Source organism: Serratia sp. CY38905 (assembly GCF_052168875.1).
GTDB classification, from domain to species: domain Bacteria; phylum Pseudomonadota; class Gammaproteobacteria; order Enterobacterales; family Enterobacteriaceae; genus Serratia; species Serratia sarumanii.
Genome location: NZ_JBJNLV010000004.1, coordinates 141,178 through 156,902, shown reverse-complemented (window position 1 = coordinate 156,902; position 15,725 = coordinate 141,178). Strand labels below are relative to the sequence as shown.

Genomic DNA, 15,725 nt, shown 5'->3' with positions numbered 1-15,725 from the left:
GGAGGCGGTTGCCGCCCCGCATCGCGCCGGTTACTGGTGGGTGACCACCACCAGACGAATGGCGTCGAGACGCCAGCCGGCTTCATTAAGGTTGGCCAGCACCTGACGGCGGTTGAACTCCAGCGCTTCGACTTCGTCGTCGCGGATGTTCGGGTTGACCGCCTTCAGCGCTTCCAGACGCGCCAGCTCGGCGCTCAGCTTGTCGTCCGCCTCTTGCTTCGCCTGTTCGATAAGCGTGCGCGCCTGCGCTTCCACCAAGCTTTCCGCCTGCTGCAGCATGGCGTGCACGTCTTGCTGCACGGCGTTGACCAGCTTGCTGGAGGTGTGGCGGTTGACCGCGTTCAACTGGCGGTTGAAGCTTTCGAACTCGACCTGCGCCGCCAGATTGGTGCCCTTGCGATCCATCAGCATGCGGATCGGCGTCGGCGGCAGGAAGCGGGTCAGCTGCAGGTGCTTCGGCGCCTGAGCCTCCACCACGTACACCAGCTCAACCAACAGGGTGCCGACCGGCAACGCTTTGTTTTTCAACAGGGACACCGCGCAGCTGCCGGTATCGCCGGACAGGATCAGATCCAGGCCGTTGCGGATGATCGGGTGTTCCCAACTGACGAACTGCGCGTCTTCGCGCGACAGCGCCCGATCGCGATCGAAGGTGACGGTGCAGCCGTCCTGCGGCAGGCCCGGGAAGTCCGGCACCAGCATATGGTCGGACGGCGTCAGCACGATCAGGTTGTCGCTGCGGTCTTCCTGGTTGATGCCGACGATGTCGAACAGGTTGAGCGCGAAGCCCACCAGATTGACGTCGTTATCCTGCTCGGCGATGGCGGCAGCCAGCGCCTGGGCTTTGTCGCCGCCGTTGGAGTGCATCTCCAGCAGGCGGTCGCGGCCCTGTTCCAGCTGCGCTTTCAATTGATCGTGCTGCTGGCGGCAGGCGTGGATGAATTCGTCAAAGCCTTCCTGTTCGGTCGGCGCGGCCAGATAACCGATCAACTGCTCGTAGCAGCTGTCGTAGATGGTGCGGCCGGTCGGGCAGGTGTGTTCGAAGGCATCCAGCCCCTCGTGGAACCAGCGGCCCAGCACCGCCTGCGCGGTGTGCTCCAGGTAAGGCACCATGATTTGGATATCGTGCATCTGGCCGATACGGTCCAGACGGCCGATACGCTGCTCCAGCAGATCCGGGTTGAACGGCAGATCGAACATCACCAGCTGGCTGGCGAACTGGAAGTTGCGGCCTTCGGAGCCGATCTCGGAACACAGCAGCACCTGCGCGCCTTCCTCTTCGGAGGCGAAGTAGGCGGCGGCGCGGTCGCGCTCGATAATCGACAGCCCTTCGTGGAACACCGCGGCGCGGATCGCTTCACGCTCGCGCAGCACCTGCTCCAGCTGCAGCGCGGTGTCGGCCTTGGCGCAGATCACCAGCACTTTTTCGTTGCGGTTGGCCAGCAGGTAGTCCAGCAGCCACTCGACGCGCGGGTCGAAGTTCCACCAGGTGGCGTTTTCGCCCTCGAATTCCTGGTAGATCTGCTCCGGGTACAGCATGTCGCGCGCGCGCGCTTCGACGGACTTCTTGGCGCCCATGATGCCGGACACTTTGATCGCAGTCTGATACTGGGTCGGCAACGGCAGCTTGATCTGGTGCAGGTTGCGGTGCGGGAAGCCCTTCACGCCGTTACGGGTGTTGCGGAACAGCACGCGGCTGGTGCCGTGGCGATCCATCAGCATGGAAACCAGCTCCTGGCGCGCCTGCTCGGCGTTGTCGCCTTCGCTGTTGGCGGCTTTGAGCAGCGGTTCGATGTCCTGCTCGTCGATCAGCTCGCCCAGCAGATTCAATTTGTCGTCGGCCAGGCGTTTACCGCTCAGCAGCAGGGTGACGGCGTCGGCCACCGGGCGGTATTTCTGCTGCTCGGCGACGAACTCGCCGTAGTCGTGGAAACGGTTTGGATCGAGCAGGCGCAGGCGCGCGAAGTGGCTCTGTTGGCCCAGCTGTTCCGGGGTGGCGGTCAGCAGCAGCACGCCGGGGATATGCTCGGCCAACTGCTCGATCACCTGATATTCGCGGCTCGGCGCTTCTTCGCTCCAGGCCAGGTGGTGCGCTTCGTCGACCACCAGCAGATCCCACTGGGCGTCCGCCAGCTCTTCCAGGCGCTGCTTGTTGCGGCGCACGAAGTCCAGCGAGCAGATCACCAGCTGTTCGGTTTCGAACGGGTTGCTGCTGTCGAGCTTGGCTTCGGCGTAGCGGCTGTCGTCGAACAGCGAGAAGTAGAGGTTGAAGCGGCGCATCATCTCCACCAGCCACTGGTGCTGCAACGTTTCCGGCACCACGATCAGCACGCGCTCGGCGCGGCCCGCCAGCAGCTGCTGGTGGATGATCATGCCGGCTTCGATGGTTTTGCCGAGGCCGACTTCGTCCGCCAGCAGCACGCGCGGCGCATGGCGCTGGCCGACTTCATGGGCGATGTGCAGCTGGTGCGGGATCAGGCTGGCGCGCATGCCGCGCAGGCCGGCGAACGGCAGGCGATACTGCTCGCTCTGATACTTGCGCGCGCGAAAACGCAGCGCGAAACGGTCCATGCGGTCAATTTGGCCGGCGAACAGGCGATCCTGCGGCTTGCTGAAGGTCAGCTTGCTGTCCAGCAGGACTTCGCGCATCGCCACGCCGCTCTCCTGGGTGTCCTGGCGGGTGCCGATATAGGTCAACAGACCGTTTTCCTCTTTCACCTCTTCCACCTGCAGCTGCCATCCTTCGTGGCTGCTGACGGTATCGCCCGGGTTGAACATCACGCGGGTGATCGGCGAATCGTTTCTGGCATAGAGGCGGTTTTCACCGGTGGCGGGGAAAAGCAGGGTAATCATGCGCGCGTCCAGCGCCACGACGGTGCCCAGTCCTAATTCGCTTTCCGTGTCGCTGATCCAGCGTTGACCAAGAGTAAAAGGCATATATTGTCGGCTCGATTCTTTGTAAGTAAGTCTTGTTACCGGGCGGGAAGGGCCGCGGCACCTGTACTGAACGTCTGCTATCCCGGTTTGTTTTAAATTTGACGGGCAATAGCCGTTCACGCCATGCAGACGTCGCGAGACGGCAGGGCTAAGCGTGGTTCAGTTTTGGGAAGGGCGCTATGGTAATGGAAGGCGGCGCGTTCGTCACCTGCAAAACCGGATGATTTTTCTTAACCTGGCGCAATCTCAAAACAGCCCCATCTGCCCGGTGACCAGCGTGGTGAAATCGTCGTGCAAGAAAGGGAGTATAGCGTCTGCCACCGGTTGCAGCTGGCGTTCGAGGTAATGCTGATAGTCGATGGGCGAATGGCGCGTTTCCAGCGGTTCCGGCCCGGCGACGGTCATCACGTAGCTGATCCAGCCGCCGTTCTGATACTGCAGCGGCCGCCCCTGGCTGCGGTTGTAGTCGTCGGCGATGCGCGCGGCGCGGGCGTGCGGTGGCACGTTGCGCTGATAGTCGTCGAGTTTCCTGCGCAGGCGCTTGCGGTACACCAGCTGATCGTCGAAGTCGCCGTTCAGGGTTTTGCCGACGTAGTCGCGCACATAGTCCTGGTAGGGCTGCCGTTTGAAGATGCGCTGATAGAGCTGCTGCTGGAACTGCTGCGCCAGCGGCGTCCAGTCGGTGCGCACCGTTTCCAGGCCTTTGTACACCATCTCTTCCTCGCCGCCGCCGCGTGCGATCAGGCCGGCGTAGCGCTTCTTGCTGCCCTGTTCGGCGCCGCGAATGGTCGGCATCAGGAAGCGGGAATAGTGGGTTTCGAACTCCAGCTCCAGCGCGTTCTCCAGCCCGAACTGCTGCTGCAGATGCTGCTGCCACCAGGCATTGACCCGCTGCACCAGCGCCCGGCCGATCTGCGCCGCCTGCTGCTCGTCATGCGGCTGTTTCAGCCACACGAAGGTGGAGTCGGTATCGCCGTAAATCACCTGATAGCCTTCGGCTTCGATCAGCTCGCGGGTTTGACGCATGATCTCGTGGCCGCGCAGGGTGATCGACGACGCCAGCCGCGGATCGAAGAAGCGGCAGCCGCTCGATCCCAACACGCCGTACAGCGCGTTCATGATGATCTTCAGCGCCTGCGACAGGGGCTTGTTGTGCTGGCGCTTGGCGGCCTCGCGCCCTTGCCAGATCTGCTCGACGATCGCCGGCAGGCAGTGTTTGCTGCGCGAGAAGCGGGCGTTGCGAAAGCCGGGCACCGAATCGGCGTCGTTTGGGTGGCGCATGCCTTCCACCAACCCGACCGGATCGATCAGGAAGGTGCGGATGATCGACGGGTACAGGCTTTTATAGTCCAGCACCAGCACCGAATCGTACAGGCCGGGCCGGGAGTCCATCACGAAGCCGCCGGGGCTGTGTTCCTCCGGCTGTTCGCCGAGGTTGGGGGCGACAAAGCCCAGGCGGTGCATGCGCGGCATATAAAGGTGGCTGAAGGCCGCCACCGATCCGCCGCTGCGATCGGCCGCCAGCCCGGTGACGGTGGCGCGTTCCAGCAGAAAGTTGAGCAGATCGGCCTTGGCGAAGATGCGCGTCACCAGCTCGCAGTCCTTCAGGTTGTAGCGGGCCAGCGCCGGCTTGTCTTCGGCGAAGCGCCGGTCGATCTCCGCCATGCGTTGATAAGGGTTGTCGATCGCCTTGCCTTCACCCAGCAGTTCCTGCGAAACGTACTCCAGGCTGAAGGAGGGAAAGTTCCAGGTGGCGGACTTCAGCGCTTCGATGCCGTCGATGATCAGGCGGCCGGCGGCGGCGGCGAAAAAGTGGTTCTGCTTGAAGCCGTGCTCGCGCCACTCCAACAGGTTGCCGCCGCGCCCCAGCCGCAGCGGGATTTGGTAGCGTTCGGCGTGCTTTTGCAGCACCCGCAGATCGAACTGCACCAGGTTCCAGCCGATGATGGCGTCGGGATCGTGGCGCTCCAGCCACGCGTTGAGTCGTTCCAGCAGTTGGGGGCGGCTGGCGCAGTATTCCAGATCGAAATCCAGCGGCGCATCGCCGCCGTTGGCCGGCCCCAGCATGTAGACCTGCCGCTGGCCGCAGCCTTCCAGCGCGATGGAGTAAAGCTCGCCGTGGGCGGTGGTTTCGATATCCAGCGACACCAGCCTGAGCGTCGGGCGGTAGTCCGGCGCCGGCTTCATCTGGCCATTGAGCAACGGCCCGCCGCCGTTGGCCTGGCCGTTGAACCACACCGGCGCGGTGATGAAGCGCTCCATCAGATAGCGTTCGGGCGGGCGAATGTCGGCCTCGTAGACCGTAACGCCGCCTTCCCGCAGCAGTTTTTCCAGCTTGATGAGCTGACGGTGCTGGCGGCAGTACAGCCCCAGCATCGGGCGGTGATGAAAATCCGTCAGTGCCAGCGGTTTCAGTTCCACCTGCCGTTCTTCGCGCAGCAGCAGTTCCGCGCGCGGCTTTTGTTCGGCGGGGATAAACGCCACCGAGGTTTGCGGCGGCAAGCGCAGCTGACGCGGGCCCGCGTCGGTCGCCAGCCAAAATTCGACCTCGGTGCCGGCGGGCGTGTCGCGCCAGTGGCGAGTGAGCAGGAAACCCTGTTGCAGTGCTGTCATAACCCCTTCGTCTTCCGCCGGGCGGCGTGCGCGACATTCAGCGAGATGTCGGTTTTGGCGCTAATATAGATAAATTATAGTATGTGTTTTTATACAGTCATTGTCCATCGGCGTTCGGCGCTGCCAAATACGCATACAATTCATCGATTGACTCGCCAGCGGCGGCGCTGGAAAATCCTCGGCCCCGTTTGGCCGAATAATCCGCAGAGGTGTAATGGAAGCCTATTTACAAGATTTGATCACCCAGTCGCTGGCTTTCACCCTGATGGTCGTCCTGCTGGTCGCTTTTCTCGAGTCGCTGGCGCTGGTGGGGCTGCTGCTGCCCGGCACGGTGATGATGGCCAGCATCGGCGCGCTGATCGGCAGCGGCAAGGTGGACTTCTACTACGCCTGGGCGGCGGGGATCGTCGGCTGCCTGCTCGGCGACTGGATCTCTTATTTCGTCGGCCGCGCCTTCAAGGGGCCCTTGCACCGCTGGTCGTTCCTGAAGAAGAACAAAGCGCTGCTCGACAAAACCGAGCACGCCTTGCACCAGCACAGCATGGCGACCATTCTGATCGGCCGCTTCGTTGGCCCGACGCGCCCGCTGGTGCCGATGGTGGCCGGCATGCTCGATCTGCCGCCGTACAAGTTTGCCTTGCCGAACATCATCGGTTGCCTGACCTGGCCGCCGGTCTATTTCTTCCCTGGCATCCTGGCGGGCGTGGCGATCGACATTCCCGCCGGCGCCAACAGCGCGATGTTCAAGTGGCTGCTGCTCGCCGCGGCGCTCACGATCTGGCTGGCTGTGTGGCTGAGCTGGCGCTGGTGGCGTGAGGATAAGCGCAGCGCCGATCGGCTGAGCCGTTGGCTGACGCCGCTGCGGCTGCGCGTGGTTTGCGGATTGAGCTGGCTGGCGGCGCTGGCGGTCGGTTATCTGCTGAGCCAGCAGCCCTTGATGCCGGTGTATCGGCACCTGCTGTGGCAGGTGCTGTCCGGGCAATGATTGCGGGGGCGTAAGCCCCCTTCGTATTACTGGAAGAACGCTTCCAGCTGTTCAAATACCTGCACGTCTTCGCTGTGGCGCTTCACCTGCAGCACGTCTTCCAGCTTTTCCACCTGGCTGATCATTTGCTCCAGCCGCTGATCGTCGGCGACCAATAGCCAAATGCGGCTCTGCTGGCCGTCCTTCAGTGGCAGACACAGAATGCCTTCGACGTTGAACGCGCGGCGAGCGAACAGCCCGCAAACGTGCGACATGACGCCGGGATGGTTGCGCACGGCCAGCTCCAGGATCACCTGGGGTTTATCTTGTGGTTGCAGCATGGCTTATTCTCCAATCATGTCGATGTTGGCGGCGCCCGGCGGCACCATCGGGAACACTTTTTCGTTGATATCGATCAGCGCGTGGATCAGGCAGGGCCCCGGGCGTTGGACCGCTTCGGCCAGCGCCGCCTGCGGATCTTCCGCGGCGTTCAAATCGCAGGTATCCAGCCCGAATCCGGCGGCGATCTTCAGGAAGTCGGTGCGCTTCGGATAGGCGGCGGCGAAGATGCGCTGCTGGTAGAACAGGGTTTGCTGCTGGTGCACCAGCCCCAGCGCCTGGTTGTTCATCAAAATGATTTTCACGTCCAAATCGTGCTCGACGGCGGTGGCCATTTCCTGAATGTTCATCATCAGGCTGCCGTCGCCGGAGAAGCACAGCACTTTACGCGCAGGCTCCGCCAGCGCCGCGCCGATCGCCGCCGGCAGACCGAAGCCCATGGTGCCCAGGCCGCCCGACGTCAGCCACTGGCGCGGCCGGCTCAGCGGATAGGCCTGCGCCACCCACATCTGATGCTGGCCCACGTCGGTGGTGATAATGGCGCTGTCGTCCACGCAGCGCGCGGCGGCCAGCACCAGGCCGTAATGGCTCAGCGGATCGTCGGCGTTCGGCATGTTGAACGGGAACTCGCGTTTCAGGTCGTTGACGGTGCTCAGCCATTCGCTGCGCGGCTGCGTGTCGATCTGCGGCAGCAGCTGTTGCAGCACCTGGCCGACGTCGGCATGGATCGCCACGTTGGCCTGTTTGACCTTGCCCAGCTCGGCGCGATCGATATCCACGTGAATGATGGCGGCGTTAGGGCAGAACTGCTCGGTTTTGCCGATTGCCCGATCGTCGAAGCGCGCGCCCAGCACGATCAGCAGATCGGCCTCCTGCAGAATGAAGTTGGTGCTGCGCGCCGCGTGCATGCCCAACATGCCCAGCGACAGCGGGTGTTCCACCGGCATCGCCCCCAGCGCCATCAGCGTCATGGTGGTGGGCAGACCGGCGCGCTCGGCCAGTTCCAACGCCTGCCGGTGAGCGTCGGCGCAGATGATACCGCCGCCCAGGTAGAGGATCGGGCGTTTCGCCTGGTTGATCATCGCGGCGGCCTGCGCAACCAGCGCCGGATCGAAGGTTGGGGCGGCGTCCGGCACGGCGATCGGCGGCAGCTCTTCCAGGGTGATGGTGGCGGTTTGCACATCTTTCGGCACATCGATCCAGACTGGGCCGGGGCGGCCGGATTCGGCGATGCGGAACGCGTCGCCGATCACCTGCGGCAGCTCGCGGATATCGCGCACCAGATGGTTGTGCTTGGTGATCGGAATGGAAATGCCGTAGGTGTCCACCTCCTGGAAGGCGTCGGTGCCGATCATTGAGGAGGGCACCTGACCGGTGATGCACACCAGCGGAATGGAGTCGAGCTTGGCGTCGGCGATGGCGGTGACCAGGTTGGTGGCGCCCGGCCCGCTGGAGGCGATGCACACCGCCGCTTTGCCGTTGGCGCGCGCCATGCCCTGCGCCATAAAGCCCGCGCCCTGTTCGTGGCGCGCCAGTACGTGGTGAATGCGGGTGCTTTGGCTCAGCGCGTCATACAGCGGCAGCGCGGCGCCGCCGGGGATGCCGGCGACGGTGGTGATACCCTGCCGCTCCAGCAGATGAACGATCAATTGTGCGCCGGTGAAGCTGGTGCCCGGTTGAGGCGTGCCCGAAGTTGCCATGTTCCTGTCCTTTCTCAAGGCCGGTGAGCTTTTCTGGGCAGGGTGCTAAAGCAAGAAACCCCGCCCGGTTTGCGCCGGCGGGGTTTGGGAATCGATGCGTTGATTCGGACCCTACGGCGCATTGCCGACGACCACCACCACACGCACGACGACCACCGCGGCTGGTAGCGCGGTAACTAGTAGGGTCGAAGTCAGCGAGGATGCGATCACAGGGAACCTTATCATCAGTAAAAAGAGTCAGGTTTTTATAAAAACACAGGCGCAAAATTCGCACAACAGGTTTATTGGCGCAGCATAAAAAACGCGCGTCAGATCACGCTTTACCCGAAATGCCCAGCACGCGCGCTTCGGGCGCGCTGCCGTCCAGCAGCGCCTGCGTCGGGCCGTCGTAATAGATGCGGCCATCGACCACCAGCAGCGTGCGCGGGGCGATGCGCGCGGCGTCGTCGAGGTTGTGCGACACCATCAGCAGCGTCAGGTTGCGCTGTTCGCACACCGTCTGCAGCAGCTGCAGCATCTCGTTGCGCAGCGCCGGATCGAGCGCCGAGAAGGGCTCGTCGAGCAGCAGGATCGGCCGTTGGCGAATCAAACAGCGCGCCAGCGCGGCGCGCTGACGCTGGCCGCCGGAAAGCTGCGACGGCAGGCGCTCCAGGTGCTCTTCCAGGCCGACCTGACGGGCGATATGCGCCCGCTGTTGGCGCTGCTGTTCAGTCAAGCGCAGACCGGGATCCAACCCCAGTCCGATGTTCTGCGCTACCGTCAGGTGCGCGAACAGGTTGTTCTCCTGAAACAGCATCGACACCGGCCGTTTGGCCGGCGGTGTGGCGGTGTGGTCTTCGCCGTTCAGCAGCAGCCGGCCGCTGGCCGCCGGCAGAAAACCGGCGATCAGGCTCAGCAGGGTGCTTTTACCGGCGCCGCTGGGGCCGAGCACCGCGACGCGCTCGCCCGGCTGGATGCGCAGATCAAAGCGCATCGGCAGGTGTTCATACAGATAGGTCAGTTTTTCAAGCGTCAGCATGGCGCCCCGGTAAGCGTTCGATCAGGGTAAACAACAGGAAGCACAACAGCAGCAACAGCAGCGCGGTCACCGCCCCGTCGTTGCTGCGGTAGGCGCCAATCTGCTGATACAGGTAAAAAGGCAGGGTACGGAAATGCTCGTTGCCAAACAAGGCGACCACGCCGAAATCGCCGATCGACAGCACGCAGGCGAAGGCCAGCGCCTGCGCCAGCGGGCGGCGCAGCGCGCGCAATTCGATCAGCCGCAGCCGTTGCCAGCCGTGGATATCCAGCGACAGGCACAGTGGGTTGTAACGTTCGGCGAGGTCGCGCATCGGGTTCTCCAACACCTTCAGCGCATAGGGCACCGCCATCAGCGCATTGGTGAGGATCACCAGCGCATAGGGTGACTGCGGCAGCCCGATCGTATCGCTCAGCAGCAGGAAGAAGCCGGTGGCCAGCACGATACCCGGCATCGCCAGGATCACCATGCCGCTCAGCTCCAGCGCCTGGCCGCCGCGCAGATGCTGCCGCAGCTTCAGCTCGCGGCTGCTCCACAGCAGCATCATCGTGAGCGCCACGCACAGTAGCCCGGCGCCGAGGGCGATGCGCAGCGACGTGAACAGCGCCTGCCACAGCACCGGCTGGCGCAGCACGCTGACGACGGCCTGATTGGCGCCATCGGCGATCACCGCCAGCAGAGGCGGCAGCAGCAGCAGCAGCGCGGCGGCGATCAGCAGAAAATCGCCGACGCGCCGCCACAGGCTGTCTTCCGGGTTGCGCCAGCGCTGGGCGTGGGTATGGCCCACCGGCAGCGCCTGGCTCAGCCGCTGGCTGATCAACACCAGCCCCAGACAACAGCTTAACTGGATCAGCGCCAGCATGGCGGCGCGGCCCAGATCGTAGTCGTAACTCAGCGCCTGGTAGATCGCCAGTTCGATGGTGGTGGCCTGCGGCCCGCCGCCCAGCGACAGCACGGTGGCGAAGCTGGCGAAGCACAGCATGAAGATCAACGCGCCGCTCGGCAGGATCTGGCGGCGCAGCGCCGGCCATTCGACGAAGCGGAACTGCTGCCAGCCGTTCATGCCCAGCTGGGCGGCCAGCTGGCGCTGCTCCACCGGAATGTTCTCCAGCGCCTGCAGCAACAGGCGGGTGGCCAGCGGCAGGTTAAAGAACAGGTGCGCCAGCAGAATGCCCTGCAGGCCGTAGGGCGAAAAGCCATACTCGACGCCCAGCCAGCCGCACAGCGTTGCCAGCCAGCCCTGGCGCCCATAGACGCTGAGCAGGCCGAACACCGCCACCAGCACCGGCAGCACCAGCGTCATGGCGCACAGCCGCAGCAGCAGCTGACGGCCGGGGAAACGGCGGCGATAGAGCGCGCGTGCCAGCAGAACGGCGGGCAGCACCGAAATCAGCGCCGACAGCAGCGCCTGCCAAAAGGTGAAGCGCACCACGTGCCACAGGTAGCTGTCCTGCCACAGGCCGCGCCAGTCGCTGTCCGGCGCGTGACGCCACAGCGAGCCCATCGCCAGCGCGGCGACCAGCAGGATCACGCCGGCGGCCAGCAGCCCCGGCCAGAGCCAGCGGGGGATCAGCGGCTGACGGCGGTTTGCCATGCCCGGATCCAGCCGCCGCGTTGTTTGGCCACCTCTTCGGCGCTGTATTGCAGCGCGGTCTGCGGCACGCTCATCTGCTCAAAGCCGACGGGCAGTGGGGTGTTGATCACCGGGTACATCCAGTTGCCGGTCGGGATGGTGTTCTGGAACGCCGGCGTCACCATGAACTGCATGAAGCGCTCCGCCAGCTCAGGCTGTTTGGCGGCCTTCAGCTTGCCCGCCACTTCCACCTGCAGGTAGTGGCCTTCGCTGAACGTGGCGGCGGCGTAGAGATCTTTTTTCTCTTCGATCAGGTGATAGGCGGGAGAGGTGGTGTAGCTGAGCACCAGATCGCCTTCGCCTTTCAGGAACAGGCCGTAGGCTTCGCTCCAGCCTTTGGTGACGGTGACGGTCTTCTTCGCCAACTGCTGCCAGGCGGCCGGCGCCTTGTCGCCATACACTTTTTGCATCCACAGCAGCAGGCCGAGGCCCGGCGTGCTGGTGCGCGGATCTTCGTAGATCACTTTCCAGTTGCGATCGCTGCTGACCAGCTCCTGCAGGCTTTTCGGCGGGTTCTTCAGTTTTTCTTTGTTGTAGACGAAGGCGAAGTACCCGTAGTCGTAAGGCACGAAGGTCGCGTCCTGCCAGCCGCCCGGCACCGTCAGCTTGGCGGTGTCGACGCCGCTCGGCGCGAACAGGCCGGTTTGCTGCGCCGCCTGCAACAGGTTGTTGTCCAGCCCCAGCACCACGTCGGCGGCGCTGTTCTTGCCTTCCATGCGCAGGCGGTTCAGCAGCGAGACGCCGTCTTCCAGCGCGACGAACTTCAATTCACAGTCGCACTCGGCTTCGAAGGCTTTTTTCACCGCCGGGCCGGGGCCCCAGTCGGCGGCGAAGGAATCGTAGGTGTAAACCGTCAGCGTCGGCTTGGCGAACACCGGCGCGGCGCACAGCAGCAATAAGCAGGGCAGATATGTTTTGACCACGTTGCACTCCTGAAAAATAAGGGGGCAAGGGTATCTGAGGGGGCGAGGCGGCGTCGCCGGTTCGCTGGGCTCAAATCCCTCCGCCGGTATTGACCGGATCAGGTTCGACGGGTGTGCTCTCAGCGGAAAATCGGGCTTATCACGCGGCCCGACTTACCGCACCCCGTTGAGACGGCGCTATTGTAAAGATTAACCGACCCGGGCGAAAGGCGCTTATGCCTCCGGCGGGGCAAACCAGGCGGACTTGAAGTCGAACCAGCCGAGAGTGTTCATCCGCACGCCGCGCATGCTGCGCTGGCCGTGCAGTTGCAACCAGTGGTGGAACAGCGGATGCAACTGGTGGTTGCTGACCAGACGCTGGCAGAACTCCGCCAGCGGCAAGCGGTTGGCGCGCCACAGCGCCGCGTCCTGCGCCAGATCTTCGTTCATGCAGTGCTGCATCAGCGGCAGTTCGTACAGCGTGGCGAACAGCGAAAACTCCAGCGGCAGATAGAAGTTGGCGCTGCCGAGCCACAGATCGCTGCGCGCGTCGCCCTGGTGCCAGGTGGCGTAATCCACGCTTTGCACAATCAGGCGGATGCCGTGCTGCGCCAGCAGCGGTTCGATCGCCTGGCGAATGGCGTGAAACTCCGAATGCTCATTGAAGTGGGTCATCGTCAGTTCGGTCAGGCCCGCGGGCTTGGGCTGCTGCGCCAGCGTGCGGTTATGGTGCCAGCGCGGCAGCAGGCCGTACGCCGGCGACCAATAGCGCTGGTAGAGCGGCCCGGCGTGGCTCAGCAGCGAAATGGGGTTGATCAATTCGCACAGCCAGCTGCGAATGGCGGGATCGGCAGCCAGCGGGGAGCGCTGATCGAACAGCAGGAAATAGCAGCCCTCTTCCAGCCGGCTTTCCAGCTCGCTGTTGCCGGTTTCATCGCCCTGCAGCTGTACGCCGGAGTGCACCAGCTCTTCGGAAAACTCCGGCAGCACCCAGATGTTCACCTCGTCGATCAGCGCCCGGTAGCCGAAATAGTCGTCGAAGGCGTGGATCTTCATCTGGCTGGGATGGTTGCGCACCATGCGGTAGGGGCCGGTGCCGACCGGATGGCGGGCGAAATCAGGCAGTTCGCGCCATTCGCGCGGCAGGATCATGGCCTGCACGCTGCCCAGCAGCCAGGGCAGCCAGTGGTCGGGGCTGCGCAGCTGCACGTCGATCACGAACGGCGTCGGCGAGGTGACGCTCTCGATATGCGAGAACAGCGGTTGCGAGGTCAGACGCGAGAGGGAAGTGATGACGTCCGCCATCTCCAGCTCGCGGCCGTGATGAAAATGGATCGCCGGGCGCAGGTAAAACCGCCAGTGCAGCGGCGTCAGCGCCTGCCAATGGTGGGACAGATCGGACTCGAGTTCCCCGTTTTCCTCATTTATGCGCGTCAGGCCGTTGAAGATCTGGCGCGCCAAATGGGTCTCCGAACGCCGCAGCGCCGAGCCGGGCAGCAGGTTGTACAGCTGCCGGTAGTAGAGCACCCGCAGGATATGTTTCCCCTGGCGGAAGCTGCGGCCCAGCTGCGACAGCAGCATCTGGCGCACCACGTTTTTGTCGCCCACCAACTGCACCAACTGATCGATGCGGTCCTGTTCCAACAGCTCCTCGGCCCGCTGTTGCTGCAGCGCCAGGCCGGTGTAGTGGAAGGTTAGCCGCGAACGTTTGCCGCGCCCCGACTCCGCCTGCCAGGTGAGCCAGCCCTCTCGCTGCATGGCGCTCAGCAGGGAGCGCACGTGGCGCCGCGAGCAGCTCAGCACCTCCGCCAGATCCTGCAGCGTGGTGTCGGTGGTTTCACCGTGGCAGCGCTGCCACAGGCGGATGAACTGCTGCTGCAATCGGGACGTGGACATAAAAGAGGAACGCTCCTGCCTCAACTCGTCAATTTTTCTTTCCCTATATTACGCCGATAATTTTCATCAATGAAAGGGGGAGGGCGTAATGATGAAAGCTTTCTTATCCAGACAGTTCTACCAGCGCTATTTCAGCGCGGTGCGCCGCCAGCGCGCAGACTGGCTGAGCGTGGTGCCCGAGCAGGCGCGGCTGGCGATGCTGGCGCACCTGACGCAATGGGACATCAAAGAGATGACCGATAAGCAGTATCGCGAGCACCTGTAGGGGCTCCGGCAACCAATTTCTGAGTAATGGTGCTGTTTCACCAGCCAGTGGGGCGACCCACTGGTTTTTTTATGCGTGGTCATGGCAATGCGCTTGCATTTTTCTCGCCGTGGCCTAAGGTTCTTTTTTCTGCTTTGAGGTCAGGGAAGACGATATGCAACGCCTGAGCCGGTTGTCACAGCGCATCAATCCCATCTTTGCCGCATTCCTGCTGATTGCTTTTCTTTCTGGCATCGCCGGCGCGTTGCTGACGCCGACGCTCAGCCTGTTTCTGACCACCGAGGTCAAGGTGCGGCCGCTGTGGGTCGGGCTGTTTTACACCGCCAACGCGGTGGCCGGCATCGTCGTCAGTTTTCTGCTGGCCAAACGCTCCGATACCCGCGGCGATCGGCGCAGGCTGATCCTGTTGTGCTGCCTGATGGCGGTCGGCAACTGTCTGCTGTTTGCCTTTAACCGCGACTACCTGACGCTAATCACCGCCGGGGTGCTGATGTCCGCCGTTGCCAACACCGCCATGCCGCAGATTTTCGCGCTGGCGCGGGAATACGCCGACAGCGAGGCGCGTGAAGTGGTGATGTTCAGCTCGGTGATGCGCGCCCAGCTTTCGCTGGCGTGGGTGATCGGCCCGCCGCTGTCGTTTGCGCTGGCGCTCAGCTACGGGTTCACCGTGATGTTCCTGATCGCCGCCGCCACCTTCGCGGTCTGCGTGCTGCTGGTAGGATTCATGCTGCCTTCGGTGCCGCGCGCGGCGGATGGCGAAGGGTTGCGGGAAGGCGCTTCCGCGCCGATTGCGCCCGCCAGCGCCTGGCGCAATCGCGATGTGCGGCTGCTGTTCATCGCCTCGATGCTGATGTGGACCTGCAATACCTTGTACATCATCGATATGCCGCTGTATATCACCGCCGATCTCGGCCTGCCGGAAGGGCTGGCCGGGGTGCTGATGGGCACCGCCGCCGGGTTGGAGATCCCGGCGATGCTGTTGGCCGGTTATTACGTCCAACGCTTCGGCAAACGCAACATGATGCTGCTGGCGGTGGCGGCGGGCGTGCTGTTTTATCTCGGGCTGACGGTGTTGGAGAGCAAGCCGGCCCTGATCGCGCTGCAGTTGCTCAACGCGGTGTTTATCGGCATCGTCGCCGGTATCGGCATGCTCTATTTTCAGGATTTGATGCCGGGCCGGCCGGGCGCCGCCACCACGCTGTTCACCAACAGCATCTCTACCGGGGTGATCCTGGCCGGGGTGCTGCAGGGCGCGCTGGTGGAGAATTTCGGTCATGGCTCGGTGTATTGGATGGCGGCGCTGTTGGCGCTGGCGGCGCTCGGGATGAGCGCCAAAGTGCGTGAAGTGTGAGGTCAAACGACGGCATTCTTGATGCAAGTCATTGAGAAGGCTGAACCGGACGCCCAAGCTGAAGACATATGGCGCGCGATCGTTGCGCCCACGCCCATCTCGCTATT

General features: G+C 63.6%; 12 protein-coding genes and 1 riboswitch. Of the genes, 3 read left to right on the top strand and 9 right to left on the bottom strand.

The genetic code is table 11. The features are described 5' to 3' along the window. Window positions 1–30: 30 nt before the first annotated feature. Complete coding sequence (rapA, locus tag ACJ8MK_RS12040) at window positions 31–2,937, bottom strand: RNA polymerase-associated protein RapA (RefSeq protein WP_033637081.1); 2,907 nt, start codon at window positions 2,935–2,937, stop codon at window positions 31–33. Between the two features lie 246 nt (window positions 2,938–3,183). After that, entirely contained in the window at window positions 3,184–5,550 is a 2,367-nt protein-coding gene (locus ACJ8MK_RS12035) for a DNA polymerase II (RefSeq protein WP_060427220.1), read from the bottom strand. Between the two features lie 214 nt (window positions 5,551–5,764). On the opposite strand from ACJ8MK_RS12035, the gene ACJ8MK_RS12030 reads away from it, so the two are divergent. Then, a complete protein-coding gene (locus tag ACJ8MK_RS12030) occupies window positions 5,765–6,535 on the top strand; it encodes a DedA family protein (RefSeq protein ID WP_033637083.1) in 771 nt (256 codons plus the stop codon). A gap of 26 nt (window positions 6,536–6,561) precedes the next feature. Here ACJ8MK_RS12030 and ilvN read toward each other — a convergent pair whose 3' ends face one another. The 7 genes from ilvN to sgrR form a co-directional block, all read right to left on the bottom strand. After that, window positions 6,562–6,855 (bottom strand): acetolactate synthase small subunit, encoded by a 294-nt coding sequence (gene ilvN, locus ACJ8MK_RS12025; RefSeq protein WP_060427219.1) that lies wholly within the window; start codon window positions 6,853–6,855, stop codon window positions 6,562–6,564. Between the two features lie 3 nt (window positions 6,856–6,858). Beyond that, on the bottom strand, window positions 6,859–8,553 hold the full coding sequence (gene ilvB / locus ACJ8MK_RS12020) for an acetolactate synthase large subunit (RefSeq protein WP_193168929.1): 1,695 nt from the start codon (window positions 8,551–8,553) through the stop codon (window positions 6,859–6,861). A 111-nt stretch (window positions 8,554–8,664) separates the two neighbouring features. Continuing rightward, a complete protein-coding gene (gene ivbL, locus ACJ8MK_RS12015) occupies window positions 8,665–8,778 on the bottom strand; it encodes an ilvB operon leader peptide IvbL (protein ID WP_154747116.1) in 114 nt (37 codons plus the stop codon). An 88-nt stretch (window positions 8,779–8,866) separates the two neighbouring features. Beyond that, window positions 8,867–9,571 carry a thiamine ABC transporter ATP-binding protein ThiQ gene (gene thiQ, locus ACJ8MK_RS12010; RefSeq protein ID WP_025301552.1) on the bottom strand — a complete coding sequence of 235 codons (705 nt, stop codon included), beginning with the start codon at window positions 9,569–9,571 and terminating at the stop codon, window positions 8,867–8,869. Beyond that, window positions 9,558–11,165 (bottom strand): thiamine/thiamine pyrophosphate ABC transporter permease ThiP, encoded by a 1,608-nt coding sequence (gene thiP, locus ACJ8MK_RS12005; protein WP_038873432.1) that lies wholly within the window; start codon window positions 11,163–11,165, stop codon window positions 9,558–9,560. The genes thiQ and thiP overlap by 14 nt, the downstream gene beginning before the upstream one ends. Beyond that, complete coding sequence (gene thiB / locus ACJ8MK_RS12000; protein ID WP_049196034.1) at window positions 11,141–12,127, bottom strand: thiamine ABC transporter substrate binding subunit; 987 nt, start codon at window positions 12,125–12,127, stop codon at window positions 11,141–11,143. Before thiB ends, thiP begins: the two co-directional genes overlap by 25 nt. Window positions 12,128–12,184: 57 nt before the next feature. Next, window positions 12,185–12,303: riboswitch (TPP riboswitch) on the bottom strand. 37 nt (window positions 12,304–12,340) lie between these two features. Then, complete coding sequence (sgrR, locus tag ACJ8MK_RS11995) at window positions 12,341–14,002, bottom strand: HTH-type transcriptional regulator SgrR (protein ID WP_033652906.1); 1,662 nt, start codon at window positions 14,000–14,002, stop codon at window positions 12,341–12,343. 88 nt (window positions 14,003–14,090) lie between these two features. Here sgrR and sgrT point away from each other — a divergent pair, with 88 nt between their 5' ends. Both sgrT and ACJ8MK_RS11985 read left to right on the top strand, forming a co-directional pair. Continuing rightward, entirely contained in the window at window positions 14,091–14,267 is a 177-nt protein-coding gene (gene sgrT, locus ACJ8MK_RS11990) for a glucose uptake inhibitor SgrT (RefSeq protein WP_170310358.1), read from the top strand. A gap of 154 nt (window positions 14,268–14,421) precedes the next feature. After that, the gene (locus tag ACJ8MK_RS11985) at window positions 14,422–15,618 is read left to right on the top strand and encodes a sugar efflux transporter (RefSeq protein WP_033652907.1); all 1,197 of its coding nucleotides are present in this window, start codon (window positions 14,422–14,424) and stop codon (window positions 15,616–15,618) included. Window positions 15,619–15,725: the final 107 nt, after the last annotated feature.